Genomic DNA, 26349 nt, shown 5'->3' on the forward strand with positions numbered 1-26349 from the left:
CGAAAAAGAGCGCTCTATAGAGTGCTCTTTTTTTATTTCTATATATGCTTATATTAGTCGATCATAACAATGTTCCATTGATCTTGTGGATCTTTTTCAAAATAAAATGTATATACAGCTTTCTTTTCTGCTGTATCTTCTGCAACGGTTAGTTGACCGTGTACAGGGACAAGGACACGTTTTCCTTCTTTCAATGCCGTATCAATATGTGTGAATGTCATTGTATTGTCGAGCAGATAGTCATGAGCGGTACCCATACCTGTATCTATAGATGCTCAAACAAAAAAAGACCTGTACACCGCCCACTTTTCAAAAAGTATCGGGATACAGGTCTTTTGCTATTCATTCAAATCATTTTAACGATTAAATTATACTTGTTGCACTTTCAGCAAGTTCGTATTACCAGACTGTCCAATCGGTACGCCAGCAGACAATACAATAACATCGCCTTTGTTGATATATCCTGTGTTGATGGCATTACGTGTAGCCGATTCAAACATTTCATCAGTTGTACTTACTGCATCGCCTTTAACCGGGATAACACCAGACAATAGACATACTTTCGCCATCACTGATTCGTGTTGAGTAACTGCAAAGATCGGCGCTTGTGGACGATATTTGGAGATCATACGAGCGGTAAATCCACTCTCGGTCGAGATAATGATCGCTTTAGCCGCTAGTTCAAGCGAAGCACTTACAGCACTTTGGCTGATGACTTCTGTAATATTGGTAGAGTGTTCTGCTCTTTTTTTAGAAAATTGCTCGTAGTAATCGATCATCGTCTCAGCACGTTGTGCAACAGCCGCCATCGTTTGAACCGATTGTACAGGATATTTACCTGCTGCGGATTCACCAGATAACATCACTACGTCTGCGCCTTGCAATACCGCATTCGCTACGTCACTTACTTCTGAACGAGTTGGACGAGGATTCACTTGCATGGATTCAAGCATATGTGTAGCAACGATAACAGGTTTACCTGCAAGGTTACATTTATCGATCATTTCTTTTTGCATCATTGGTACGTCTTGAATCGGAACTTCTACTCCAAGATCACCACGAGCAACCATAATACCGTCAGAAGCGACGATAATATCGTTCAAGTTAGTCATACCTTCTTGGTTTTCGATTTTGGAATAGATTTGTACATGTTCTGCATTGTTTTCAGCTAGAATGCCACGAATTTCGCGAATATCGTCGCCTTTACGAACGAATGAAGCAGCGATCATTTCGATTTTTTGCTCTAATCCGAAATGGATATGCATAACATCGCGTTCTGTTACTCCTGGCAAAGTCGTGTGAATCCCTGGTAAGTTTACACCTTTACGAGGTTTGAGTGTACCACCGCTAATAATATCGCAGAAGATATCGTTGCCTCTGATTTCACGTACATTCAGGTCTACCAGACCATCGTCGATCAGAATGCGGTCGCCTGCTTTAACGACTTCATTTAATTCAGCATAGTTTACGCCGATACGTTCAGCATCACCTAGAATTTCTTCTGTGGTTAAAATTAATTGTCCACCTGCACGTAATTCACAGGAAGCTTCTCTTAATTTACCAATACGGACTTCAGGTCCTTTGATATCCATCATAATCGGTACAAATGTATTTAATTCAGCCGCAGCTTGACGTACATTCTGGATACGCATCACATGATCTTCTAACTCACCATGAGCCATATTTAGACGAGCTACTGTCATGCCCGCTTTGATCATTTCTTTTAACATTTCTACAGAATCACAAGCAGGTCCCATCGTACAGATAATTTTAGTTCTAAGCATTGGTTATCCTCCTAGAAGCGATTTTATTTAGTTTACATTGGAATGATTTTCGCACAATAAAATAGATTAACGATTGCGTTTAATATACTTAACTGTACGAAAATCATAATGCATATTGGCGTATTTCTATATGCGAAAAAACACTTTTCATAAATTATTGTAACTGTAATACACACAGTATGCTATGAACTATAGTACAATGATTAGACTATAGTACACTAAAAGTATAAAAAAGGATGTCGGAAATAGTCATATGAGCGGAGTAGACGTGCAATAAAGGAGGAAAGTCAGAAATGTTAAAGATTGTTGATGTACAGGAGCATCACACAGTGAATTGGTACGAAAAAGATCATTTAGCAGGACAGATCTATTGTCTCAGTCTGGTGACTTATGGCAAATGTGTATATTGGGTGAATGAGCAGAAGCAGATTATGGAAAAAGGCGAAATGCTACTGATTCCAGCTCATCTTGCTTATTATGGCAAAAGTATTCCAACGATGATGCATACCAAATTAGTGATTTATTTTCGAGTAGAGCAACCGGATCTAGATTTATCGATTTTGCGTCAGCCCGAGCCATTAAGGCTCAAACTGGGCTGTTATGATCTCATTCATGAGAAGTTGAAAATGATTATTTTGCAATGGACAGAACATACTCCATATTATGAGTTGATGACTGAAACGTTGTTAATGCAGTTGTTAATTGAGATTAGCCGGGAATATGATCAAAAGCTAATCAGTGGCGATAAGCATCAATTGGTCGATATGATGAAGCATTATATTCAACGTAATTATAACCACCGGATTACCAAAGAACAATTAGGCGAAGTGATTGAGCGAACGCCGAACTATGCTGCTAATCTATTCAAAAGTGTCACCAACCAGACGATCAGTGACTATGTACATCATCAGCGGATGAAGCGTGCTGTATATATGCTAACCGAATCTCAATTAACGATTGCTGAAATTGCAGAATTTTTGGGTTATCGTGATCTGTCTTACTTTTATCGTGTATTCAAGCGGATGATGGGTACTGTTCCTTCTGAATTGATGCATGATCGTCCACCGATCTTGTAAATCAAATACGACCAACTACAATCGTTCACGAGTCTGCTTGGGCGATTGACCGATCACTTTTTTGAACATTTTAGAAAAAAGAAAAGGATCAGTATACCCGACCGAACGAGAAATATCGCTGATCGATAACTGACTATGATGAAGTAATTCTAATGCTCGTTTCATACGATATTCGATCATAAACTGTTGCAGAGATATGCCAAGTTCTGCTTTGAACAGCCCTGATAAATACGTACGATCCAGACCGACAGCCGCAGCGATATCCAGTACACTGATCTTTTGACTATAACTGTTTTCGATATATTCTATCGCTTGTTGCAGATAACGTTCTCTCGAAGGCGTGACCCGTACAGGAGTGGTCGATACTGGAGCACAAGCGATCAATTCATAGATTAACTGATACAACATACCTTGCGCATAGACATCTTCGCCTGGTTCATTGTAAGCCGCTAACAGTTGATCATAGAAATGCTGGAACCATACTCTACCCTGACTATCATATACAGGATGATTAAGTGTAAGATGTGCGCGCTGCATTAATGATTTGGCGTTGATTCCTTTGAATCCTATCCACGTATAGACCCACGGATCATCAGCATCGGCTTCATAATTCATAATAGTATCGGGAAAAATCAAAAATCCCTGTCCTGCTGTAAGAGAATATGCTTTGTCCTGAATACGCAAAACACCTGATCCGCTATGGATATAATGAAGAATATATGAATCCCTAACTCCTGGTCCCCACGCATGGCTTGCTGTACATTGTTCTGTTCCGAAAAATAATAAATTCAAATCCATCGGCGGATAAGATACGGAATGCGTGTAATGCGTATACGGTAAATGGTGAAGCAACATAATATCGATTCCTTTCCACAACACAATCTCTATCTATATATCATTAGTATATCGTACATACATCCTTTAGAGATACAAATATAAAATGGGATTATGCCATGTTTATGATCGTTTACTCTATGTTTTTATAAAGCGCTTACCTCTATAGTTAACTGTATTAAAGCAGTCTAATAAGGGATACCTATGGAGGAGTTATCACGATGTCTAAAATTACGTTTATCGGTGCAGGAAGTACAGTATTTGTCAAAAACGTATTAGGTGATGTAATGCTTACACCTGCACTACAAGGATTCGAACTGGCTTTATACGATATTGATGTGAACCGACTACAAGAGTCCGAAAATCTATTAACCAGTATCAAAAACACAGTAGGAAGTACATGCAATATAGTAACGTATACCGATCGCAAAGAAGCATTACGTGGAGCAAAATATGTGATTAATGCGATTCAAGTGGGTGGATACGATCCATGTACAATAACGGATTTTGACATCCCTACAAAGTACGGTTTGCGCCAAACGATAGCAGATACATTAGGTATTGGAGGGATTTTCCGTAATCTGCGTACAATCCCGGTGATGCTTGAATTTGCACAAGATATGCGTGAAGTCTGTCCAGATGCTCTATTTTTGAATTATACGAATCCAATGGCGGTATTAACAAATGTGATGAACACTTATGGGGGCATTCAGACTGTGGGATTATGCCATAGTGTACAGCAATGTATTCCGAACTTATTTGATGCGCTGGGTATAGATCAAACAGGTATTCAAGCGAAAATTGCAGGTATTAATCATATGGCATGGCTATTAGAAGTCACGCGAGATGGAGTAGACTTGTATCCTGAGATCAAACGACTTGCCGCTGAAAAGCAAAAAACCAAACATGATGATATGGTGCGTTTTGAGTTGATGTTGAGATTTGGGTATTATGTGACCGAGTCTTCTGAACACAATGCAGAATATCATCCGTATTTTATCAAACGTCAGTATCCTGAACTGATCGAAAAGTTCAATATTCCATTAGATGAATATCCGCGTCGTTGTGTAGAGCAGATCAAAGGGTGGAATGACATGAAAGAACAGCTATTTGCAAGTGAACATATTCAGCATACACGTAGTCTGGAATATGCTTCTTATATTTTAGAAGCGATCGAGACCAATACACCTTATAAAATTGGAGCCAATGTAATGAATACCGGTTTGATTCCGAATTTGCCGACTGAAGCATGTGTTGAAGTGCCTTGTCTGGTGGATGCTTCAGGAGTTACGCCTACGTATGCAGGTCATCTTCCACCACAATTAGCTGCACTAAATCGTACGAGTATTAACACGCAGTTGTTGACAATTGAAGCAGCGATTACAGGTAAAAGGGAACATATTTATCATGCAGCTATGCTTGATCCCCATACATCTGCCGAGTTGTCGATAGACGATATTGTAGCGCTGTGTGATGAATTGATTGAAGCGCATGGAGATTGGTTACCTCAGTATAGCTAAAAAAAGGTAAACAGAAATATAGGTAAAGTGGTACTCCTAGTGTGAACAGGCATGGTATGATGGATGCTAACATCACTTTTAAGAACACAGGAGATATTACAAATGATGAGTAAAAAATCTTGGTCGTTGTCGTTGCTCAGCGTGTTACTACTATATATAGGTCTGATTCCGACAGTGTACGGAGCCAGTGCAACATCTACATCATCTACAGACCTATGCTCGGCTACTACCAAAGTCCGCAAACATTATATTAACGTCTCTGTAGCTACGCTGTGGAAACAACCAGGTCTGGAGCGTGCGATAGACGCACCTTCATTATCTAATCCGGTCGATATGAAAAAGTGGACATCCGCGATGTCTTCTGTCACGCAACGCAGATGGTTAACAGGCAAAACAGAAACTCAAGCTTTATATGGTCAAGAAGTACGTATGTTGCAAGTGAAAGGCGAATGGGCGCAAGTTGCTGTAGTCGGACAATCCACACCGAAAAGCAAATACGGCTATCCCGGCTGGTTGCCTAAAGCACAGGTAAGCACATTAAGTACTATGGATTACAGCAAATGTCCGATAGCGATTGTGAGTGCAAAAACAGCTTATGTCTACAAAGCAGATCAAACTACCAAAAGTGTAGAAGTTAGCTTTAACACACGTTTTCCAGTGATTGCGCAAGCTGGCAATTGGATTCAAGTCTGGACACCTAATGAGAATAAAGCATGGATGAAAAAATCAGATGTAGTAGTATACGATTCATTACAGGATATACCGAAGCCTACCGGTGCTGATCTGGTAGCGACAGGCAAACAATTTCTAGGATTGCCTTATCTGTGGGCAGGCATATCTGCGTATGGATTCGATTGCTCTGGCTTTACCTCCACCGTGTATGGTTATTATGGTATTGCTTTACCGCGTGATGCATCTGCACAGATCAAAGAAGGTACAGCAGTAAGCTGGAACCAGTTACAACCAGGTGACCTTATGTTTTTCGCTACAAATAATGGTAAAGGCAGTGTTCATCATGTCTCTATGTATATCGGCAATGGACAAATGATGCACTCACCCAAAGCAGGGAAAACAGTAGAAATTATCTCTATCCATACCAGTGCATATGCTAAAGAATTTGCAGGTGCTCGTAGATACCTTGATTAACATATTGCTTCAAATAAAAGATTAGTTAGAACTCTATGCCTTGTATGAGGTATAGAGTTCTTTTGTATGTAGGATTTGTTTATAGCTGGATAATTGAAAATAAAAAAATGTTCTAAAGGTTCCAAATGTTCTTTATGTTCTTTATATTTTATAGTATATTGAACTTATTAAACCAAAGGAGCTGATGCTATGAGTACTTTAAAAGAGCGTCAACATGATCGAACACTTTTGGAAAAAAGGATAGCAAGCGAAATTCAAGTAGATACAGAATTGGCACATGAATTACTAAAAGATTATATTTTGCAACAACAGATAAAACGCAATCAAGAGCGATTGAAAGCACGAAAACTTTCTAGTCAAACAATGCAAGAATTTAATAAAAAAATAGCACAGAAAGCAATTCAAGAAAACATTGAGCAGATTATAAAAGACAGTGATGAAGACTATCAAGAAGAAGTACCTTTGAATTATCCTAAATATTTTAATGTACGCGAAGTTTCATTATATAAAGGCATTACTCCACAGCAAGTACGCCGAAATTGTATAAATGGAAAGTACCAAGCAGAGCAAGTAGCAGGGGAGAACTCATCTTGGAGAATCCTAACAGATCAATTTAAAGAAGAAAATGATTTTATTGATTTTGTACAACAAAGAGCTGAGAAGTTTAAAAAGGTATCTCAAGCTTCCCAAGTTGCTGTAGAACTATGGACAGAAGCTCAAAATGGCATACAGATCGAGCCTAAAAATAATGAGTAATCAGCCTTTACTTTCAACAACTTATATATTAGATACAAATCTTTTCAGATATTATACTCATAAAAGTAATGATATTAATGTTAAAAAAAATCGAAAAGCAGCTATTGATTTTTGGAATAAAATAATAGAGGAATCAACCAATCAAGAAGCCGATGTTCTTATTCCTTTAGAAGTCAAAAATGAATTACTTGTGCAAAAAAATAACTTTTCAGATGTAGTCAATCAAAAAATCGACTTGTTATTAAATCACTTTGATATTGATGATTATGTATTACCACCAGATATAGAATTACAATTAAGGGTTTTAAGTAGTTATGTAGTTGGTAATTATCGTGATGTTATTCAACCTGCTGAAATGAATGGGAGCGAGCCTTATAAAGTTACTTATTTACAAGCTTCTGATGCTCGTATTTTGGCTTCTGCTTACATGAATGATGGAATATTAGTAACTCGCAATATCAAAGACTTCGTTATCTATCTTTTTCTATGCCCGGCGGGCGCTAAGTGCTTATACGATTTTGTTGAAAAACAATATATTACTATTCCGCAAGAAGGCATGGATAAAGTATTACAAGATACAAAGTTCCAAGAAATGAAACGTAATATTGAATCAGCTTTATTATTATGAAGCATGAATGAAATTTCAAACAGTTCTATAAACTAGTGTCAAAAAACCTGCAAAGTTACTATTAGCTTTGTAGGTTTTTTTATTGACCTATTTTTAAAATAATATAATTCATATAAATATTAATTAATTACATATAAATAAATATTTAGCTTGAAATAATCAAAAATACACTATATATTATCTTTGTAAGCGTTTTAATTATCGGAAAGATGCAAAAAATGATTATAGATCGCATCAGAAAAGATAATAAATATATTAACTATTAAACATCTTTTTATACAAAGGAGATCAAGTAATGACAAAAAATATGTGGACCAAAACAAGTCTACTGGCATTAACTGCTGCACTGCTTTTACCTGTAGGGCCGACATGGGCAAGTGATAGTGGTAGTCATCTATCAGCATCTGAGTCGGTACGTACAACAAGTGACAGCGCAAATAAACAAATAGCGCCTACGTATCAGGAAGCTTCTGTGCATGATCCGTCTGTGATTCGTGTAGGCGATGAATTTTATATTTTTGGTTCCCATTTAGCATCTGCCAAGTCTAGTGATCTTATGAACTGGCAAATGATTTCTTCCGGTGTAGCCAACGGCAATCCGTTGATTCCTAATGTAAAAGAAGAACTAAAAGAAACGTTTGATTGGGCGCAGTCAGATACGCTATGGGCTGCGGATGTGATCCAGTTAGCAGACGGTAAATTCTATATGTATTACAACGCATGCAAAGGCGATTCTCCTCGTTCTGCACTCGGTGTAGCAGTCTCGGATAATATCGAAGGCCCTTACAAAGATCAAGGTATTTTCCTCAAATCAGGGATGTGGGGCGAAGCTGGAGCAGGCGGTACGATCTATGATGCAACTAAAGATCCGAATGCTGTCGATCCCGATACCTTTTTCGATAAAGAAGGCAAGTTATGGATGGTCTATGGTTCATACTCTGGCGGTATCTTTATTCTGCAATTAGATCCGGTAAGCGGTAAGCCACTTCCAGATCAAGGATATGGCAAAAAGTTAATCGGTGGCAATCACAGTCGTATCGAAGGACCATATATGTTATATAGCCCTGAGACAGATTATTACTATTTATTTTTATCGTTTGGTGGACTGGATTCATTCGGTGGCTACAATGTGCGGATTGCTCGTTCTCACAATCCAGATGGGCCTTTTTACGATGCGCAAGGTAATGATATGACCAATGTACAAGCTGATTCTTCCAAGCCATTATTTGATGATGCTTCGATAGCACCTTATGGTGTGAAGATTATGGGGAATTATCAGTTTGAACGTGAAATTGGTGATCCAGGTCAAGGGGTTGGAGCTAATGCAGTCTCTCCAGGGCATAACTCTGCTTATTATGATGAGCAAACAGGCAAGTATTTTCTTATTTTTCATTCTCGATTTGTAGATCGTGGGGAAGAGCATGAAGTGCGTGTGCACGAGATGTTTATGAATGATAAAGGGTGGCCTGTTGTCGCTCCTTACCGTTATGCAGGCGAACAAAATGTTGCTTCACCAGTCAAAGCTAGCGATATTGCAGGTGAATATCAATGGATTACACAGGATAAAGAAATCAGCGCCAATGTACATTCATCGGTATCTGTTGAGTTACAAGATAACGGTAAGATTACAGGGGCAGTACAAGGTACATGGACATTACAAGATGATCATAACGTACAAATCAATATAGATGGTGTAGAGTATAATGGTGTCTTCCTCCACGAGACAAACCCGCAATCAGGTGATACAACGCTGACACTCACAGCATTATCGGAAAGTGGTATAGGTGTGTGGGGTAGCCAGATGGCACCCAGAAAAGACAAGCAATTCGTATCCGCTGTGGACAAAGATCTGGATCTCGGGGATATTAGCGCTGTGTTCTATAATCTTGATCTACCTGATAAAGGTACGCATAACACGCAGATCACATGGAAATCGTCCAAGCCAGATATCATTTCAGACAAAGGTGTGATCAAACGTCCTGAAGCAGGCAAAGGCAATGCCAAAGTGACGATGATTGCAACAATCACCAAAGGCGATGCAAAAAAGAACAAAAATTTTAAAGTGACTGTGCTAGAACAAGGGCGTGGGCCTTTGTTAGGTCAGTATGATTTTAACCAGACATCAGGTACAACTGTACAAGACAACACTTATAATCATTATGACGGAACACTTCATCATGGAGCCAGTTGGAGCACCGCAGGTGTACAAGGTGGAGCCGTAGCACTGAATGGAGCGGACGGATATGTACAATTGCCGGGTACAGTGACGGATGGACAAGACTTTACGTTTGCAGGTTGGGTGAACTGGCAAGGCGGAGCTGCATGGCAACGTATTTTGGATTTTGGCGATGGCATGAATAGCTTTATGTTTTTGACACCTTCTCAAGGCACAGGGATGCAGTTCACTATTCATCAGCAAAATACCGACCAGAATCTAATCACTTCAACACCGCTTCCGCTTCATCAATGGGTGCATGTAGCTGTTACGATTGAAGGAAATACAGGAAAGTTATATGTAAATGGAAAGTTATCTGCGACCAATGACAACATGACATTTAATCCAAGTGATTTGATGACACGCGAAGCTTATTTAGGCAAAAGCCGATTTGCAGCAGATGCGTACTTTAAAGGGATGATGGATGAAGTGCGAGTTTATAATAAAGCATTAAGCGAAGCAGAAATTCAAGTATTAGCCAAATAAAAAGTACAACTTACAACATCTAAGGATACAAAGAGATGGAGTACAATCAGCAGTAAGTTAAATCGATATACAATCTTTATCCCAAAACAAACAGCGTCGAGTGCTTTGTAGGCTCGGCGCTGTTTGTTTGAGTACACGCTATAACAAAATAGTATCATCGAGTATAACCATGACATGATTAGACAAGATGTAGATGTTGTTCAATCTGATCAGCTTTATGCCAATCTTGTTTGGCTTTGTCTGTTTCTCCTTGAAAATCGTAAATATAACTACGATTGCGATAGTATAATGCGTTTGTATCGGGATCACATTCTATAGCTTTACTGTAATCAGCTAGAGCTGCATCATAATCTTTGAGCCGTTGATAAGCATACCCGCGATTGTTGTACGATAAAGCATGGGTAGGATCAATAGCAACAGCTTGATCGAGATACTGGATAGTTAATTCATAATCATTGTTTTCTAGGCAATACCAACTACAATCAAAATAAATCCAGACGGCTTCCGGTTCTATTTCCATTAAGCGATGATAATCGTGAATCACCCATGAACGATACCCTTTAGCTTTGTACAGCGCAATCCGATTAATATAGGCTTGTGAATTGCGTTCATCCAGTTCTAATGCTCTGGCATAGTCATGTAGCGCAAGTTCATCTTCTTGCTGGCATTGATAAGCCCATCCACGACTGACATAGTATTTGGATGTATCAGGATAGAACGAAATCGCTATATTGTAATCTTGAATCGCCAGATCATATTGTTGTCGGCCCAGATAAATCAATCCTCTATTGTTATAAGCTCGTGCTTGGTTCGGTTGTAATTCGATCGAGCGTGTATAATCTTCCAATGCTAGATCAGAACGTTCATACACTTCATTGTAAATCCAACCCCGATTATAATACGCATCACCATAATGTTGCTCCAAAGCGATATAGATATTCAAATCTTCAAGCGCTAATGCATATTCTTGTAGATCGATATATAAGAGTGCCCGGTTGTAATGCATATCAATATTATAATCGCCACATTCCACTGCTAATTGATAATACTGTAGTGCTAGATCTTTATTGTCTATTTTTCCATAATAAATGCCTAGATTCACATAAGCATTAGCATAATTAGCATCTAGTTCAATCGTTTTCTCGTAATCAGCAACGGCTTGAGTATAGTCATCAACCCTTGCATAAGCGACACCACGATTGTAATAAGCATGTGCATCAGGCTGAAGTTCCACTATCGTATTAGCATATTCCAGTGAACGATAGATATCTTTCTGTACAAAATAAATCTGACAACAATGGTAATACGCATCAAGATGTGCAGGATAACGATCAATCGCCTGATGGTAACTACGCAAAGCTAGATCCCATTTTTGATCTTTTTCATACAGTAAAGCGCGTGCGAAATAAGCAATATCATTTTCAGGATGATTCCGAATCGCTTGTTGATAATCTTTGATCGCCATTGCAGGCTGGTGGATCTGTTCATATACTTCTGCACGTACAATATGTATTCTTGCCAGCAGATGACGATCTTTTATCTGAGCAATAAGCGTATTCAGACGTGATAGTTGATCATCGCTATGCTCTAATTTACGAATACGATCTAACTGTTGCCCGACATCCTGATACAGATGAAGATTGTGAACCGCTTGCAATTGTATTCGTACAAAACGAACAAGCTTCCGTATCCCTCGCATAGCATAGATCACAAGAGTGATCACCGCAAAAACAATACCTATCCCAATAACGATCCATATCGGATTCCATAGATCAGGTGTACTCCAGACCAGAAGGTTATGATTCATCTGCAACATCCCTTAGTATTTTCAAATTTAGGAAATACAATAATTATATAATAAAGTTTTCCATATCATATACGAAAAAAGAATCTCGAACAACAAAAATTGTCGAAAAAACAGATCTTTCTATTTGACATTGCTATCAATTCATAATATGATTTGACCAGAAAACTAAATTGGTTTTTTGGTCATGGAGGTAAAGCCAATGAATGATATACTAAACCAGAACCACCATTTGGAAGAAGATTCTTGTTTGCAACAAATGGTGCCGCTATTCATTTTTGGATCACTGGAGGATATCATGATGGAAGAAATATATGTAGATGAGAGACGTTTAAAAATTTTAAAAGCAGCCAAACAGGTTTTTTCTTTGTTTGGATATAAAGGAACAACCGTAGAGCATATTGCCAAAACAGCAGGTATTAGCAAAGGCGCTATCTATCTCTTTTTTGAGACCAAAGAAGATATTTTAAAAGCGATTATTCAAAATGTGAATGATGATCTGGCTCAGACGATAGACGACAATATGGCTATCGAAGGAACGATTCATGAAAAGCTTCATCATACAATACAGGGGTGTATGCAGTTCCGTAAAGATCATGAGTTGTTAGGTAAGTTAGAACAAGAAGCGATTGAATACGCGACAGAAGCTTCCAAAAATGCGCTGGAAGAAATCAATTGTGAAACGATTCATATTATAGCCAGCCGTTTGGAAAAAGCAGAACAAGCGAATTTGATCAAAGTACCCGACAAATTATTAACAGCATTCTTACTATGCCGTATGTATGAAGCACTTGTATTTGAGTGGGAAAAGTTTGGAGACCCTTTATCAGCAGAAGAGATTTTGGAACAGATTAAGCGATTTATTTTATAATGATTTTGAGATGATAAGGAGCAGATGAGAATGAAGATACGCAGTTTATCTGCTTTGTGCATAGTCTTAATGATGACTATTTTGAGCGCTTGTTCTACAGTAGATAGCCAAGCGCAAAGTGAAGCGCAAGCAACCGTTGAATTAACAACTGTTAAAAAAGTACCTTTAGATACAACGTATGATCTATCTGGAACATTAGCGGCATCTGATGAATATCCGGTTTCTTTCAAAATTGCTGGTACAGTAGAAGCAGTTAATGGCAGTGTAGGCGATGCTGTGAAGCAAGGAGATGTACTGGCTACTCTCGATCCTGCTGATCTTCAGTTAAAAGTAAGCAATGCTGAGCAAGCAGTCGATCAAGCACAAGCAAGTGTATCCAGTGCACAAGCACAACTAAAAAGTGCTCAAGGTGGACTAAGCAAAGCGCAAGCTTCTAAGCAATCAGCAGCGGCAAGTGTAGCAGCGGCAAATGCCAAAGTCGACAGTGCTCGCGCAGCAGAGCGTGGCGTAACAGATGGAGCGCGTTCTCAACAGAAGAATCAAGCGATTAATGCTGTTAACAAGGCACAGACAACATATAATCAAAATAAAGCGGAAGCAGATCGAGCGTCTACTTTATATCAAAATGGACTATTAACCAAGCAAGAATATGAACAAGCACAGACAGCAATGCAAGTTGCTCAAGAAAGTCTAAATGATGCAAAGCAACAATTATCATTATTGGTAGAAGGAGCAAGCCAGTCTGATCGTGCAAGTGCAGCCTCAGCAGTGAAAGAAGCGCAAGCAGGTGTACAGTCTGCTCAAACAGGTATAGAGCAAGCAAATGCAGAAGTAGAGCAAGCGCAAGCAGGTATTGGACAAGCCCAAGCTGGAGTAGAACAAGCCCAAGCGAGCTATCAACAAGCGATCGTAGCGCAAAAAGAAGCTTCTCTTAATCTATCGAGAACTACACTGATATCATCGGTTAGTGGTGTGATTTTGGAAAAAGAGATTTCAAGTGGACAGACGATCTCCGCAGGTACTTCTGTATTTACGATCGGCAAAGTGAACCAGCTTAAAGTGTTACTACCGATTGCAGATCAAGAATTGAAAAACTGGAAAGTGGGTCAAAAAGTCAGTATCAATCTATACGATCAAGTACGTAGCGGTATTGTCAAAAAATTATATCCAGCAACCAATAAAAATACAGGTTCTATCAATGCAGAAGTGGTAATCAATAATCCGCAACAAGATTGGAAACCCGGTCAAGTGGTCAAAGCTTCAGAGCAAGCTACAGGACGAACCGGCATCGCTGTACCTGCTTCTGCTGTAGTAAGCACATCGAATAAACCTTATGTCTTTGTAAATCAAAAAGGAAAAGCAGTCAAAAAGACTGTTCAGATCGGTGAATTATACAATAATCAGTATGAGATCAAGTCTGGTCTACAAGTAGGTGATCAGATTGTCAGTAGTGGTGCAGATCGTCTGATGGATGGCGATGCGTTGCAAGTACAGAAGGGGCAATAACATGATTAATTATATCGTCAAAAAGCGCAAAATTACGTTGTTGTTCTTTATTGTACTTATTATTGTAGGGGTAGCCAGTGGACTTCAATTACCGAAGCAGTTAATGCCTGATGTGGTGGTCAAGCAAGCGATGGTGACAACAGTCTATGCAGGGGCTAATCCTGATCTGGTGGAGCAGACAGTTACCAAAGTCTTAGAACAAAAAATCAAAGAAGTACCTAATCTCAAAACCGTTACGTCTACATCGAGTGCAGGTATCTCTTCGATTATTATTGAGACGCAACCGGATGCTGACGCTCAGACAGTCTGGAATGATTTGCGCAAAAAAATTCAAGATGTAGAAGCTGATCTACCTGACGATGCAGATAAGCCAATCGTCAACGACAATTTAACCAAATCATTTGTTCAATCGTTTGCTCTATATGGCAAATCTACGCAAGATATCTGGGCATTAAACGACTTAATGCATACATGGGAAGATCAATTGCGTTCGGTAGAAGGCGTTACCGATGTAGTGATTGATGGGATTCCTGAGCAACAAGTACGAATTGATGCCGATATGAATAAATTACAACAGTATGGCATTGCCTGGGAAAGTATTTTACAAGCGATCCAATCGTCTAATGATCGAGTGCCTACAGGAACGATTGATAATGGCAAACGAAGTTATGAATTGAATGTGCCGCTTAGTTATGATGTGAATAAACTCAAAAAAATCGTAGTATATCGTTCAGATACCAAAGTTCCTGTATATCTAGAAGATGTAGCGAATGTACAAATGAGTCATGCCAAAGCTGAATATCTTTCTTATTATAATGGCGTGCCTTCGATAGCGATTAAGATTAGTAGTGAAGTCGGTTCCGACGTACCTACGATGTATGAACGTGTAAATGCCAAAATGACTGAACTGCAAAAAACATTACCTGCTAATGTCAAAATCACTTCGTTATTTGCACAAAAAGATGAAACAGATCGCATTTTCCATGCATTAACCGAAGAGACTTTGATCGCGATTGCTGTAGTTGTCGTGATCTGTATGCTGGGCTTAAATATGCTGACTTCGTTATTTGTCGCACTGGCGATTCCAGTCTCGATAGCAATCGCTATGATTCTATTGCCTTCGATGGGGATTACGCTTAATCAGATGACGGTTGTCGGATTGATTATTGTACTCGGTATACTGGTGGATGATGCGGTAGTCGTCAATGATAATATTGAACGGCGATTAAGTCATGGAGAAAGTCCAAGTGAAGCCGCAATCAAAGGAACGAAAGAAGTCGCTATCTCGATTCTGACAGCTACATTAGCAACGATTGCAGCATTTGCTCCATTACTATTGTTAACAGGCGATATAGGAGAGTTTATCCGTCCTATTCCTGTTATTATTTCTTTAGCGATGTTAGCATCCATGGTCATGTCGTTAACGATTATTCCTATTTTTCGTGAATGGTACGAGACCCGTCAATTGAAAAAGGGCAAAGCAACACGTAGTGACAAGCCTTCGGGGTTACTGGGCAAACAGATTCAAGGAGCAACCAATGTCTATGCGCATCGTGTGATGCCAAATATTTTAAAACGTCCTGTATTTGTCGCAATCTTAGGGCTTTTATTTAGCACATTGGCATATGTGTTGGTGTTATTCACGCCTGTAGAATTGTTCCCCAAATCAGACAATGCAGAGCTGACGATCAGTGTGAAGATGCCTTCAGGAACATCGATCGAAGAAACGAACGATACTATAGAGCAAATGGCAGCATGGGTGAAAAAACAACCCGGTGTTACCAAAGTATCTTCTTCTGCTGGCGGAACCGCAGCGCCTTTATTTTCAAATATTACAAGTGTAGATAGTTATGGAACGAATCAAGGAGCTGTTGTATTAACTGGGGATAAAGACAAGTTAAATGTCGCTACCGCCTCTACCCAATGGGCAGTAGAATTGAAAAAAGATTTCCCTGCGGTGACGACTTCAGTCAGTATGACAGAGCTTGGGATTCCAGTAGGTAAGCCTGTTTCTATTCGTATATCAGGTAATGACTTGGCTGAAATTCGCAAACTTACCGATCAAGTGAAAAGTGTAGTTGCTTCTACCAATGGAGCTACCAATGTCACCGATACGATGGGGATCGAAAGTTATTCGCTCGATTTTGTAGTTAATCAAGCGGCGATGGATCAATATCAAGTCACGTACAAAAACCTTACCCAAACGTTATTGATGATGGGTACAGGAGTCAAAATAGGTGACTTTGATACCGGTAAAGAATTAATAGATATGAAAATCTATATGAAAGATTCCAACCAACTCAATGCAGAGACATTATTCCGGCAAGCCAATGTAACCAATGAGGCCGGTGTACAGGTTCCCCTTTCACAGATCGGAGAGATGAAGCCATCCTTCTCGATCAAGCAAATCAATCATTATAATCTGGAACGAGTGAATACGATCGAAGCGGATGTATCCGGTCGTACCGCTACAGAAGTGATGGGCGATGTGCAAACTAAAATGGCAAGTGTATCGTTCCCGGATGGATACAAATGGGAAACAGGTGGAGAAACATCCAAACAAAGTGATATTTTCGTCGATCTCGGTAAATTATTTATCGTCGTTATTATGTTGATTATTATTCTAATTACGATGCAATTTTATTCGCTTTGGATTCCGGTAATCATTATGACGACTGTGTATCTAGCTGCGGCAGGTGGAGTACTAGGGTTATTTATCACCCGAACACCGATCGGATTTATGTCGATGATGGGTGTAATTTCATTAGCAGGGATTGTCGTACGGAACGGGATTGTGCTTATCGAATTTATCGAAGATGCGCGTAAAGAAGGCAAAGAATTGAAAGAAGCCATTATTTTAGCTGCTTCGGCAAGATTTCGCCCGATTTTGTTAACATCTCTGGCAGCGATTGTAGCTTTGATCCCGATGGCGACTGTCGGTGAGCTATTGTTCCGACCGCTTGCGATCGCGATTATTTTCGGACTGTTATTCTCCACCGTATTAACTCTGTTAGTCGTACCTTCGCTCTATATGGTACTTGTGCGCTCACAAGAGAAAAGAAAGCAACGCAAGTTAGCAAAAGAAACTAAAGTGTAAAAATAGCATAGATTAGATCATAAGGCGCTCTGAGGAGCGTCTTTTGTTGTATCATTATTTGCAAAAAGATAAAAAGATGTATACACAAAGTATATACTTAAAGCAGGAATATAATCTTTGTGAAAGGAGATGAAATAATAATGAGGGGTACAGTCAAAAAGTGGGGAAACAGTCAAGGTGTACGATTGCCTAAGTCTATTTTAGAGGAAGCACATATCAAAGAAAATGATGAAGTCGAGTTCTATGTTGTTGATGGTATTATTCAGATCAAAGCTTTAAAACAACCGATCACCTTAAAAGAACGATTTGCTTCATATACTACAGAAGAATTAAAAAGTAGTGAATGGGATACAGGAAGTCCTCAAGGCAAAGAAGTGTGGTAGCTCATTTTAAAACGATTGGTTTATTGAAATCGAAATAATATATAGGAAGCGAGCATAATCATGAGCTATATAGCTTCACAAGGTGATATGATTTATTTAGACTTTAATCCTACCAAAGGTCATGAACAAGCAGGTGATCGACCAGCAGTAATGGTAAGTAATAATGAATTTCATCGTACAGGTATGATGATGGTTGTACCTGTAACTAACACTATTCGAAGACATCCTCTGCATCTTCATTTAAATGAAGATAATAAATTAAAGGCAAGATTATATGTGAACAAATGAAGTCATTAGATTATAAAGCACGTTCTCCTTACAAAGTAGATGTACTACCATCTTCTATTTTAGAAGAAGTCATTGAGATTATCCAAAGTTGTTTTTGATAGTTACAATAAGATAATCAAAATAAAAAAGAAGAGATAAGTCATTTTTTACCTACTCAAGTGAACACAGTAATGTTATAATTTGGATGATTTTCAAATGAGGCAAAGATTACATACAATATGCACTACTAAACTTCCAGACTGCCGCTAATCGAGAATTGTCACTTACATGATAAGAAAAGGGGTTAACCAATGTCTGACTTCCAACCGCCGTATCCGCCAAACGATTCTAAAGACGTGCAAGACAACAAAGTGATGGCTATTCTTGCGTATATTATTTTCTTTATTCCATTGCTTGCTGCTCGTAATTCACCATTTGCGATGTATCATGCGAATCAAGGATTGACGCTATTTTTAGTAGCTGTTGCGGCAAATTTAGTATTCTCCATTATTCCATTTTTGGGATTGTTACTTCCATTAGTGAGTCTAGCTATTTTTGCATTTATGATCATCGGTATTATCAATGCTTCCAAAGGCGAACGCAAACCTTTGCCATTGATGGGCAATATTCAATTGATCAAATAAGAGATTGCTATCCAGCCTTATAAGGTACAGTTAAATCACAAAAAACCTTTACTGCTCTAGTATGCAGTGAAGGTTTTTTTGCGTAAAATAGCGCTGAGTAGTATAGGCGTGGCTGCTTGTAGTTGGATAGAAAAGTGATGTTTGCGATCGCAAAGTAGTTTACATCTTAATGAATGTTCAATATAGACAGATGTACATCGTATTTGTAAATAGATAAACAGAAATGATATTTAGATTATTGTCCTAACTGTTGGAACTGATTCATCAGTCCATTGATCTGATCGATCGTCTGAAAAATTTGCGAATTATTTACTTTTTCCAGTGTAATCTGTCCGGCTTGAGCCTGATCGATCAGTCCATTAATCTCTGTACCTAATGTTTCGTTATAACCGATCAACTTTTGATGCAAATCTTGGGCGAATCCGGGTGCTTCTACATTGCTAAATTGATTGATTTGTGTCTGCATTTGTTGTAGTTCTTGTACAAGTTGGGTGCGTGCTTCTTTATCGACAACCGCTTGTTGCGTTAACTCAGGCAATTGACTGGAAAATTGAGAAGCTTGATCAATATACGAAGTAGCTTCACTCACATAATTTACCGATTGATTTACTTGATCCAGTGCAGAACATCCAGACAGCATACTTATACTTAAAATAAGCAATAATAATCCTTTTTTCATCATAGGTCACTCCTTTGACAGATATCAAAATCTTTTTGCAAAGTATCGTTATTAACGTATACTACTCTGAGAGGAACACAATGGTTTCATAAATATCAAAGTTATAATGAGTTCAACCATATAAAGGGGATAAAACCAATGACAGATTCAATAACGACCGAGCAGCGTATCGCTGAATGGATGGTAGAGCAGATCAAAAATCAAGGTACACTCAAACAAGAAGATGCGATTGCTTATGTACGTGCAGAGTATGGAGAAGAGTATTTATTTACAAGTGAAAGTGGAAATGTCTCGTTATCCAAAGAGATCAAAAAAGCGTTCCGTAAACACCATGCAGGCCGAGTTGCATGGGATCGAGACGGTTTTTTCTGGGCATGGACATAATAATCCGCAAACACGTATCTAGCTCTTAAAAGCAGGATAGTGCCGTAATTGTATGGACAGGTGAGATGAGTAAGAGTTCATTCCAGCTGAGCGAGGATCAGACCTGTTGTGGCGTGCTAAGGCAATTTTGCTTCTGTACAGATATTCGATATACTTTACTCTAGTTTGATTGAGATTATCATTAGATAACAGATGGCATATAGACCATCACTATCCATTGGAGGGAAATACATTGAATTCAACAGCAGTGTTAGAACGCCAAAATGAAATTTTACGACGCAATATTGAAACGATGACGATGAAAAACAACAAAGATGGACTAAGCCGTCAAGAAAGCAGTTTTTATCATACGATGGTTAAAGAATGGCATCAAAATCAACATGAGATCAATCATAAGCGTGAGTAGTCACGTTACAACAATAGCATAGAGTATCTATAAGAAGTGTCTGCCTCTGGTAGATGCTTTTTTTATATCATTTTAAATAAGTAAGCTCCAATACCTATAAAATATAGAAAAATTAAAAAAAATCATTTTCACTATTGCAAACCCGTATATTCCGAGTATAATACTTGGTATATAAAAAGAATGAAGGTGATGGTAACTGTGAATCGTATTCAAGCAATGATATCCGAACGCAATGATGATTATTTGGATCTATTGAATTACGCGATCCAATTGGATGATGTACAGTGGCAAGAGGAGATTTTGGAATCGATGCGTAAGTTGAACGCTTCAGAAGAAACGAAGCAGGAATGGGCTACAACCGAAGACCTGTGGAGACAATTTGATAAGATCAATTCCAGACTTACCGAAATCTATTATTCGATTCGTGCCAGTAAAGACGATGCAGATAAGCAGCGCCTTTTGGAACAAATGTGGGAACTTAAAATGCAACGCATTGATGTATCTCGTCAAATTAAATCCGAAACTTCTAATATAGAGTGTTAATTATTGATGCAAATGAATACAAAAAAAGTGCCAGATCATTTCGCACATGATCTGACACAAGTAATAATAGATGAAATAAGTAATAAGATGTAACTTATCTGATCAAACACAACAAGCTAGCTGTTTTTCACATGGATTCTGTGAATTACATGCTAGCTTGTTTCATGTCACGCATCATTGTCATCATAGAAGTCATCATTTCGTCGCATTCTTGCAATTTACTCATCATCATATCCATATCCATGCCCATATCTTTCATGTTCATGTCCATGTTTTTACATTGTGTCATCATCATGTTCATGTTAGTCATTTTGCTCATCATATCTTCCATCGACATACCCATCATCATTTGCATACACATTTTATCCATTTGCTCATCTCCTCGAATTGTAGTATCTTGCCCCTTGACTATACTATATCGCTCAAGCAGTTACAATATAATTGGAAGATATGTTTCTTTATACCAGAACGAAGAAAAGTCTATAAAAAAAATCTGCCTGAAGAAGAGAACTCCAGACAGAGAAAATGCGTGTAACACTTAGGAAATTGATCCTTATTTATATTGTTGTAAAAAAGGATGAAGCTTGTTAACGACATAGTGACTGCCACCACGACCGTTTACTTTTTCGACAACCGCAGCAAGTACAAAGGAAGCATTGGAATCAAAAGTGATCACGAATCCATTCTCCTGTCCACTTTCACCTTTGGCTAACTTCAATTCTGCGGTACCTGTTTTGGCTGCTACCTGATAAGGAAGATCAGCGAGCGCATGTGCAGTACCACCTGAATTTTCAACGACTTGTAATAATGCACTTTTAACAGTATTAGCGACATCTGCGGTAATGATATTCGTGTTAGCAGGTGTTTTTTTATTCTGTGCTTGATCTTCAAATAAAATAGGGCTGATCAATTTGCCTTCTGTAATCAAAGGAGTAAAAGAAGCTGCCAAATGAATCGGTGACATCAACATTTCTCCTTGTCCATAAGCAGTATCTGCTAGAAGCACTTCTGAATCTAATGTGCTATGGTTTTTATTCGCATACTGACTGGGCTTGAGATAAAGAGAATCTAATCCAAAATTACTTCCAAAGCCAAACTTCTGAATACCTTCGATAAATTTGGCTTTACCCATTTCAAGAGCTTCTTGAGCAAAGTAAATATTATCTGAATATATCAAAGCATCATTCATATTCACATGAAGCACATCTTTGACACGAGCTACATAATATCCGCCCCAACTGTTATCTTTACGCCATTGTAGACCTTGAATCGTATGGACTTTGTCCGGTGTTGTTACTTTTTCAGTTAAGCCTGCGGCAGCTGTAATCGCTTTGAATACAGAGCCAGGAGCATACCGATTAGTAAATCGATTCGTAAAGGGAAGATTAGGATCGTTGGAATAAGCATCCCATTCTGCTTGCGATAATCCAGTCACCATTTTGTTCGGATCATAAGCAGGAGTGCTTACCAGAGCGAGCAATTTGCCATTGGTCGGATTCATCATTACCGCTGAACCTGCATCTTGATTGCCCGACATAGTAGTATACAGATCACGTTGTACCGATGAGCTGATCGTTAACGTGATCTTTTCACCATCGACCGCTTTATGTTCAGCAATAATGGCTTTGCTTTTTCCTGTTTTATCAACTATTTCGATACGTCCACCTTTGGTTCCTCGCAATTGCTTTTCCATCGATTGTTCAAGCCCTGCTTTACCAATCCAATCTTGAGCACTGTAATATCCTTCGGTATCTTTTTCCAAATCTTCTGCTGTCGCTTGACGAACATACCCGATAAGATGAGCTGCTGCTGTACCCAGAGGATAATTACGAACTTCTTTGGTCTGCATCGAGACACCGTTCAGTTCGGTAGGGATCGTAGGATCAGTAGTTGTAGCAATCGGAACAAAATAATCGTCTTTGACCCATGATTGCTTAAGTGCTTTTTGAATCTGTTCTTCAGGCACATTGTAATACTCACTGATTGCTGTCAGAGAAGCTGCTTTGGAAGTATCATCAGTACCTAATTTGCCGGGTACGATTCCCCATTCATAGATTGTGCCTTTGGTTGCTAAAGGATATCCGTCTTTATCGACTATTTCTCCGCGCTCTGGATGTAGAATCTGTACTTTTACTTTATCGCCTTGCGTCATTTCAGGTAAAATCAGTGCAGGTTGCCAATCAATACGCCATGTTTTGCCATGATCGCTATCTTGCTGTACAAGCTTCATCTGATATTTTTTATCGATATTACCGAGAAAGGTATTCATTTGAGCTGAATAATTCAGTGTGTATTGCTGTTTGTTATCTGCTACAGGGGCAGGTAATCCGGCATCCACTTCGATCGAAGAAACATTCATCCCGTCAAAGATCGCTTGATATTTCTGCACAAATTGTTCTTTGGTCATACCGGATTGTTGAAGCGATTCTGGTGTCATTAAGTTGTACATTTCGTCATAATTTTTGGTTTGCAATGTGTTAATATACTTCTGTACTGTAGTGTCCGGCTGTTCCTGAAAGCGACTTTGCATATATACATACAGACCAAGCCCACTAGCAATAAGAAACGAAAGCAGACCATAAATAATAATATGTTTCGTTTTCAATCGAAAAACCTCACTTTAGTCCATATCAATCAGAATAAATCTGATTATCGGTAGGATTTGTTGAAATCACTTTAGTATAATAAGATAAGGCGATAACTAGCGCTTGTTTACACTATAAAAGGATGTACGTTAGCAAACAATAGAACAAATCTGATGAAATTATCATTGTTTACGTATAGAAGGAGAGAGATCCAATGCCGGACGTTATCAAAATTGTAATCAATACTGCCGGTCAAGAAGGCGATGGTTCATTTGTCTATATCCAAAGAGGACAAAGTATTCAGATCGGTAGACATGTAGGAACAGGACAGATTGATCTACCTATTTATAATCAATTGGTGTCCAAGCAACACTGCACAATTCATCTTGTAGGAGATCAGCTATATATCGAAGATTTGGGTAGTAAAAATGGAACAGAATTGAACGGGCAACGCTTGGTTCCGTATCAGCGCTACGCAATGTCTGCGCAAGATCAATTAACGTTAGTGAATGGTTTGGTAGGTTTACAAATAGAACAAGGCAATCAATTAGAAGAAACACGTGAATATGTACTTAGCGATCTGATCGATCATCGTATTCAGTTACACGACTTTTTCCAGCGAATTGAAGTAGACGGGGAAAGCATTACATTATCCAAAAAAGAATACCAGTTATTCCGGTTATTGTACGGATGTCTGGATCACTTTGTTACACGTGAGCAGATTATCGAAGAAGTATGGTCAGAGCGTTATAGTGAAAATGCCGATTTGGTAGGGATCGACGAAGTCAATTCTTTGATCTATCGTACCAACAAAAAATTAAATAAACATTTTACGATCAAGTCAGTCTACAAAAAAGGGGTATATATGAAGAGAAGTGTTACTCCAACGATCCTTTCTTAGAACAGCATCGGTTTACATCATGAAGTCAATCACAAAGGGGACTACATATGACAGTACTTTTTTCGTTTTTGAAAAAATATCGGGTTGCAGCATTTTTGGCGCTGGGTATGATGTTAGTCGAATTGGCGCTTGAATTGTTACAGCCTTTTTTGATCTCCAAAATTATTGATGATGGTGTAACGCAAAAAGATATTTCGACGGTATTGTTATGGGGCGGTATTCTTACAGGAGGTACGATTATTGCTTTTTTTGCAGGTGTATTCGGTTCATTTTATGCCGCTCATGCCAGTCAAGGGTTAGGTTATGATCTACGGGAAGCGGTCTATAACAAAGTACAATCGTTCTCGTATGCGTTATTTAATCGCTTTTCTTCTTCCTCTTTGATCACGCGTTTGACCAATGATATTACCCAGTTGCAAGATATGGTGTTTATGGGATTGCGATTTATGCTACGAATGCCGTTGTTGGTTGTCGGTAGCAGTGTAATGGCTTTGCTTGTTAATGTGAAATTAGGATTGTTATTAGTAGTCGGGATTCCGATTCTTTTATTTTTTGTTATTGTGATTATGCGCAGGGCATCAGGATTGTTCCAACAAGTACAGCGTCGTCTGGATACCGTTAACAGTGTGATGCAAGAGAATCTTACAGGTATGCGCTTGATTCGAGTATTTGTTCGCAAAAACCATGAACGTCAGCGGTTTGAAGAGCGCAGTAACAATTTGATGAAAGGCACCGTGTCGGCATTACGGTTAACGGAAACAACGATGCCTTTTATTTTATTGATTACTAATGCCAGTATTATTGCGGTTCTCTGGTACGGGCACTTGGATATTATCGTGGGTCAAGCTTCGGTCGGTGAAGTGGTAGCGATTATCAACTATGCGATGCGTACGATGGGTGCTTTATCTGCCTTTTCAATGATTGTAGCTTCTTTCTCTCGTGCCAAAGCATCAGCAGAACGGATTCAAGAAGTGATGTTTACCGTTGAAGATGAACGCCCACAAGGAAATCAAGATCAATATGTTGCAGGTTCTGCTTCATCTGTAAGCGCATTACAAAAGTCTGCTCCTTCTAATATTGGTGTCGCTTTCCGTCAGGTGAGTTTTCATTATCCTGGTACAGAAGCCGAAGTGCTCAAAAATATTGATTTTATAGCTCGTGCTGGTGTAACTACAGCGATTATGGGTTCTACCGGTTCAGGTAAGTCGTCGCTCGTTCAATTGATTTTGCGATTATACGATAGTGATCATGGAGAAATTGATGTATTAGGTAGACGTATTCAGGAGTTAGATGATAATCAATTGCGTGGATTGATTGGATATGTACCTCAAGAAATTGTGTTATTTACCGGCAGTATTCGTGAAAATATATCATGGGGTTATGAGCATGCCACACTTGAAGAGATTCAAGAAGCGGCTCGTATTGCACAGATTCATGACACCATTATCAAGTTGCCACATGGATATGATACATTGCTTGGTCAGCGGGGAGTCAATTTGTCAGGTGGACAGAAGCAACGGATCTCTATTGCAAGAGCATTGGTACGTCGTCCATCGATTTTACTTTTAGATGATAGCACCAGTGCCTTGGATGTACGCACAGAATCGTTATTGCTTGATGCTCTACGTGAATTATCATGTACGACATTATTGATTACACAAAAGATCAGTTCAACGATTCGAGCAGATCAAGTGCTGTTATTAAGTGATGGCAAGTTGATTGCACAGGGCGATCACGATCATTTGTTAGAGACCTCCGAGCTATATCAACAGATTTATGCATCCCAATTTGGAAAGGAGGAACGAGAGCATGTGGAAAGCACTAACTGATCCTT

General features: G+C 38.9%; 24 protein-coding genes. 17 read left to right on the plus strand and 7 right to left on the minus strand.

The genetic code is table 11. The features are described 5' to 3' along the window. Nucleotides 1-53: 53 nt before the first annotated feature. Both QCD85_RS13485 and pyk read right to left on the minus strand, forming a co-directional pair. Nucleotides 54-257 carry a hypothetical protein gene (locus tag QCD85_RS13485; protein WP_301262935.1) on the minus strand — a complete coding sequence of 68 codons (204 nt, stop codon included), beginning with the start codon at nt 255-257 and terminating at the stop codon, nt 54-56. Between the two features lie 111 nt (nt 258-368). Then, on the minus strand, nt 369-1784 hold the full coding sequence (gene pyk, locus QCD85_RS13490) for a pyruvate kinase (RefSeq protein WP_273614457.1): 1416 nt from the start codon (nt 1782-1784) through the stop codon (nt 369-371). 293 nt (nt 1785-2077) lie between these two features. On the opposite strand from pyk, the gene QCD85_RS13495 reads away from it, so the two are divergent. Continuing rightward, nucleotides 2078-2860, plus strand: coding sequence for a helix-turn-helix transcriptional regulator (locus QCD85_RS13495; RefSeq protein WP_301262936.1), 783 nt, complete (start codon nt 2078-2080; stop codon nt 2858-2860). A 15-nt stretch (nt 2861-2875) separates the two neighbouring features. On the opposite strand, the gene QCD85_RS13500 is transcribed toward QCD85_RS13495, so the two are convergent. Beyond that, complete coding sequence (locus QCD85_RS13500; protein WP_301262937.1) at nt 2876-3715, minus strand: AraC family transcriptional regulator; 840 nt, start codon at nt 3713-3715, stop codon at nt 2876-2878. A 200-nt stretch (nt 3716-3915) separates the two neighbouring features. Between QCD85_RS13500 and QCD85_RS13505 the strand changes: the two genes are divergently transcribed. From QCD85_RS13505 to QCD85_RS13525, 5 genes are all read left to right on the plus strand, one after another. Next, the gene (locus tag QCD85_RS13505) at nt 3916-5214 is read left to right on the plus strand and encodes an alpha-glucosidase/alpha-galactosidase (protein WP_301262938.1); all 1299 of its coding nucleotides are present in this window, start codon (nt 3916-3918) and stop codon (nt 5212-5214) included. 105 nt (nt 5215-5319) lie between these two features. Beyond that, the gene (locus tag QCD85_RS13510; protein ID WP_274171235.1) at nt 5320-6360 is read left to right on the plus strand and encodes a C40 family peptidase; all 1041 of its coding nucleotides are present in this window, start codon (nt 5320-5322) and stop codon (nt 6358-6360) included. A gap of 189 nt (nt 6361-6549) precedes the next feature. Then, the gene (locus QCD85_RS13515; RefSeq protein ID WP_301262939.1) at nt 6550-7116 is read left to right on the plus strand and encodes a hypothetical protein; all 567 of its coding nucleotides are present in this window, start codon (nt 6550-6552) and stop codon (nt 7114-7116) included. Next, nucleotides 7109-7744 (plus strand): DUF4411 family protein, encoded by a 636-nt coding sequence (locus tag QCD85_RS13520; RefSeq protein WP_301262940.1) that lies wholly within the window; start codon nt 7109-7111, stop codon nt 7742-7744. The genes QCD85_RS13515 and QCD85_RS13520 overlap by 8 nt, the downstream gene beginning before the upstream one ends. A gap of 295 nt (nt 7745-8039) precedes the next feature. Then, complete coding sequence (locus tag QCD85_RS13525; protein ID WP_301262941.1) at nt 8040-10445, plus strand: LamG-like jellyroll fold domain-containing protein; 2406 nt, start codon at nt 8040-8042, stop codon at nt 10443-10445. 178 nt (nt 10446-10623) lie between these two features. Here the strand turns inward: QCD85_RS13525 and QCD85_RS13530 are convergent, their stop codons facing one another. Then, complete coding sequence (locus QCD85_RS13530; RefSeq protein ID WP_301262942.1) at nt 10624-12252, minus strand: tetratricopeptide repeat protein; 1629 nt, start codon at nt 12250-12252, stop codon at nt 10624-10626. 199 nt (nt 12253-12451) lie between these two features. Here QCD85_RS13530 and QCD85_RS13535 point away from each other — a divergent pair, with 199 nt between their 5' ends. The 6 genes from QCD85_RS13535 (at nt 12452) to QCD85_RS13560 (ending at nt 19017) form a co-directional block, all read left to right on the plus strand. Beyond that, a complete protein-coding gene (locus QCD85_RS13535; RefSeq protein WP_273614464.1) occupies nt 12452-13120 on the plus strand; it encodes a TetR/AcrR family transcriptional regulator in 669 nt (222 codons plus the stop codon). A 30-nt stretch (nt 13121-13150) separates the two neighbouring features. Next, nucleotides 13151-14626: an efflux RND transporter periplasmic adaptor subunit gene (locus QCD85_RS13540; protein ID WP_301262943.1), complete on the plus strand. Its 1476-nt coding sequence runs from the start codon at nt 13151-13153 to the stop codon at nt 14624-14626. 1 nt (nt 14627) lies between these two features. Beyond that, nucleotides 14628-17723 (plus strand): efflux RND transporter permease subunit, encoded by a 3096-nt coding sequence (locus QCD85_RS13545; protein ID WP_301262944.1) that lies wholly within the window; start codon nt 14628-14630, stop codon nt 17721-17723. A gap of 140 nt (nt 17724-17863) precedes the next feature. Then, a complete protein-coding gene (locus tag QCD85_RS13550; RefSeq protein ID WP_301262945.1) occupies nt 17864-18106 on the plus strand; it encodes an AbrB/MazE/SpoVT family DNA-binding domain-containing protein in 243 nt (80 codons plus the stop codon). Nucleotides 18107-18166: 60 nt separating this feature from the next. Then, nucleotides 18167-18394, plus strand: coding sequence for a type II toxin-antitoxin system PemK/MazF family toxin (locus QCD85_RS13555; RefSeq protein WP_301262946.1), 228 nt, complete (start codon nt 18167-18169; stop codon nt 18392-18394). A 290-nt stretch (nt 18395-18684) separates the two neighbouring features. Next, nucleotides 18685-19017, plus strand: coding sequence for a hypothetical protein (locus QCD85_RS13560; protein WP_273614468.1), 333 nt, complete (start codon nt 18685-18687; stop codon nt 19015-19017). A 235-nt stretch (nt 19018-19252) separates the two neighbouring features. Here the strand turns inward: QCD85_RS13560 and QCD85_RS13565 are convergent, their stop codons facing one another. After that, nucleotides 19253-19696: a DUF6376 family protein gene (locus QCD85_RS13565; RefSeq protein WP_301262947.1), complete on the minus strand. Its 444-nt coding sequence runs from the start codon at nt 19694-19696 to the stop codon at nt 19253-19255. 138 nt (nt 19697-19834) lie between these two features. Between QCD85_RS13565 and QCD85_RS13570 the strand changes: the two genes are divergently transcribed. From QCD85_RS13570 to QCD85_RS13580, 3 genes are all read left to right on the plus strand, one after another. Further along, entirely contained in the window at nt 19835-20080 is a 246-nt protein-coding gene (locus QCD85_RS13570; protein WP_204826981.1) for a DUF6953 family protein, read from the plus strand. 232 nt (nt 20081-20312) lie between these two features. Further along, the gene (locus QCD85_RS13575; protein ID WP_273614470.1) at nt 20313-20486 is read left to right on the plus strand and encodes a hypothetical protein; all 174 of its coding nucleotides are present in this window, start codon (nt 20313-20315) and stop codon (nt 20484-20486) included. Between the two features lie 198 nt (nt 20487-20684). Continuing rightward, nucleotides 20685-21029 (plus strand): hypothetical protein, encoded by a 345-nt coding sequence (locus QCD85_RS13580; protein WP_273614471.1) that lies wholly within the window; start codon nt 20685-20687, stop codon nt 21027-21029. Between the two features lie 145 nt (nt 21030-21174). Here QCD85_RS13580 and QCD85_RS13585 read toward each other — a convergent pair whose 3' ends face one another. Further along, a complete protein-coding gene (locus QCD85_RS13585) occupies nt 21175-21399 on the minus strand; it encodes a hypothetical protein (RefSeq protein ID WP_069329692.1) in 225 nt (74 codons plus the stop codon). Between the two features lie 183 nt (nt 21400-21582). Then, nucleotides 21583-23634 carry a penicillin-binding protein PBP4(5) gene (gene pbp4, locus QCD85_RS13590; RefSeq protein WP_301262948.1) on the minus strand — a complete coding sequence of 684 codons (2052 nt, stop codon included), beginning with the start codon at nt 23632-23634 and terminating at the stop codon, nt 21583-21585. Nucleotides 23635-23828: 194 nt separating this feature from the next. Between pbp4 and QCD85_RS13595 the strand changes: the two genes are divergently transcribed. After that, complete coding sequence (locus tag QCD85_RS13595; protein ID WP_273614473.1) at nt 23829-24515, plus strand: FHA domain-containing protein; 687 nt, start codon at nt 23829-23831, stop codon at nt 24513-24515. 47 nt (nt 24516-24562) lie between these two features. Then, nucleotides 24563-26344 carry an ABC transporter ATP-binding protein gene (locus QCD85_RS13600; RefSeq protein ID WP_301262949.1) on the plus strand — a complete coding sequence of 594 codons (1782 nt, stop codon included), beginning with the start codon at nt 24563-24565 and terminating at the stop codon, nt 26342-26344. The last annotated feature ends 5 nt before the right edge of the window (nt 26345-26349 follow it).

The sequence above is a fragment of the Paenibacillus sp. PsM32 genome (assembly GCF_030433815.1).
GTDB classification, from domain to species: Bacteria; Bacillota; Bacilli; order Paenibacillales; family Paenibacillaceae; genus Saccharibacillus; species Saccharibacillus kyungheensis.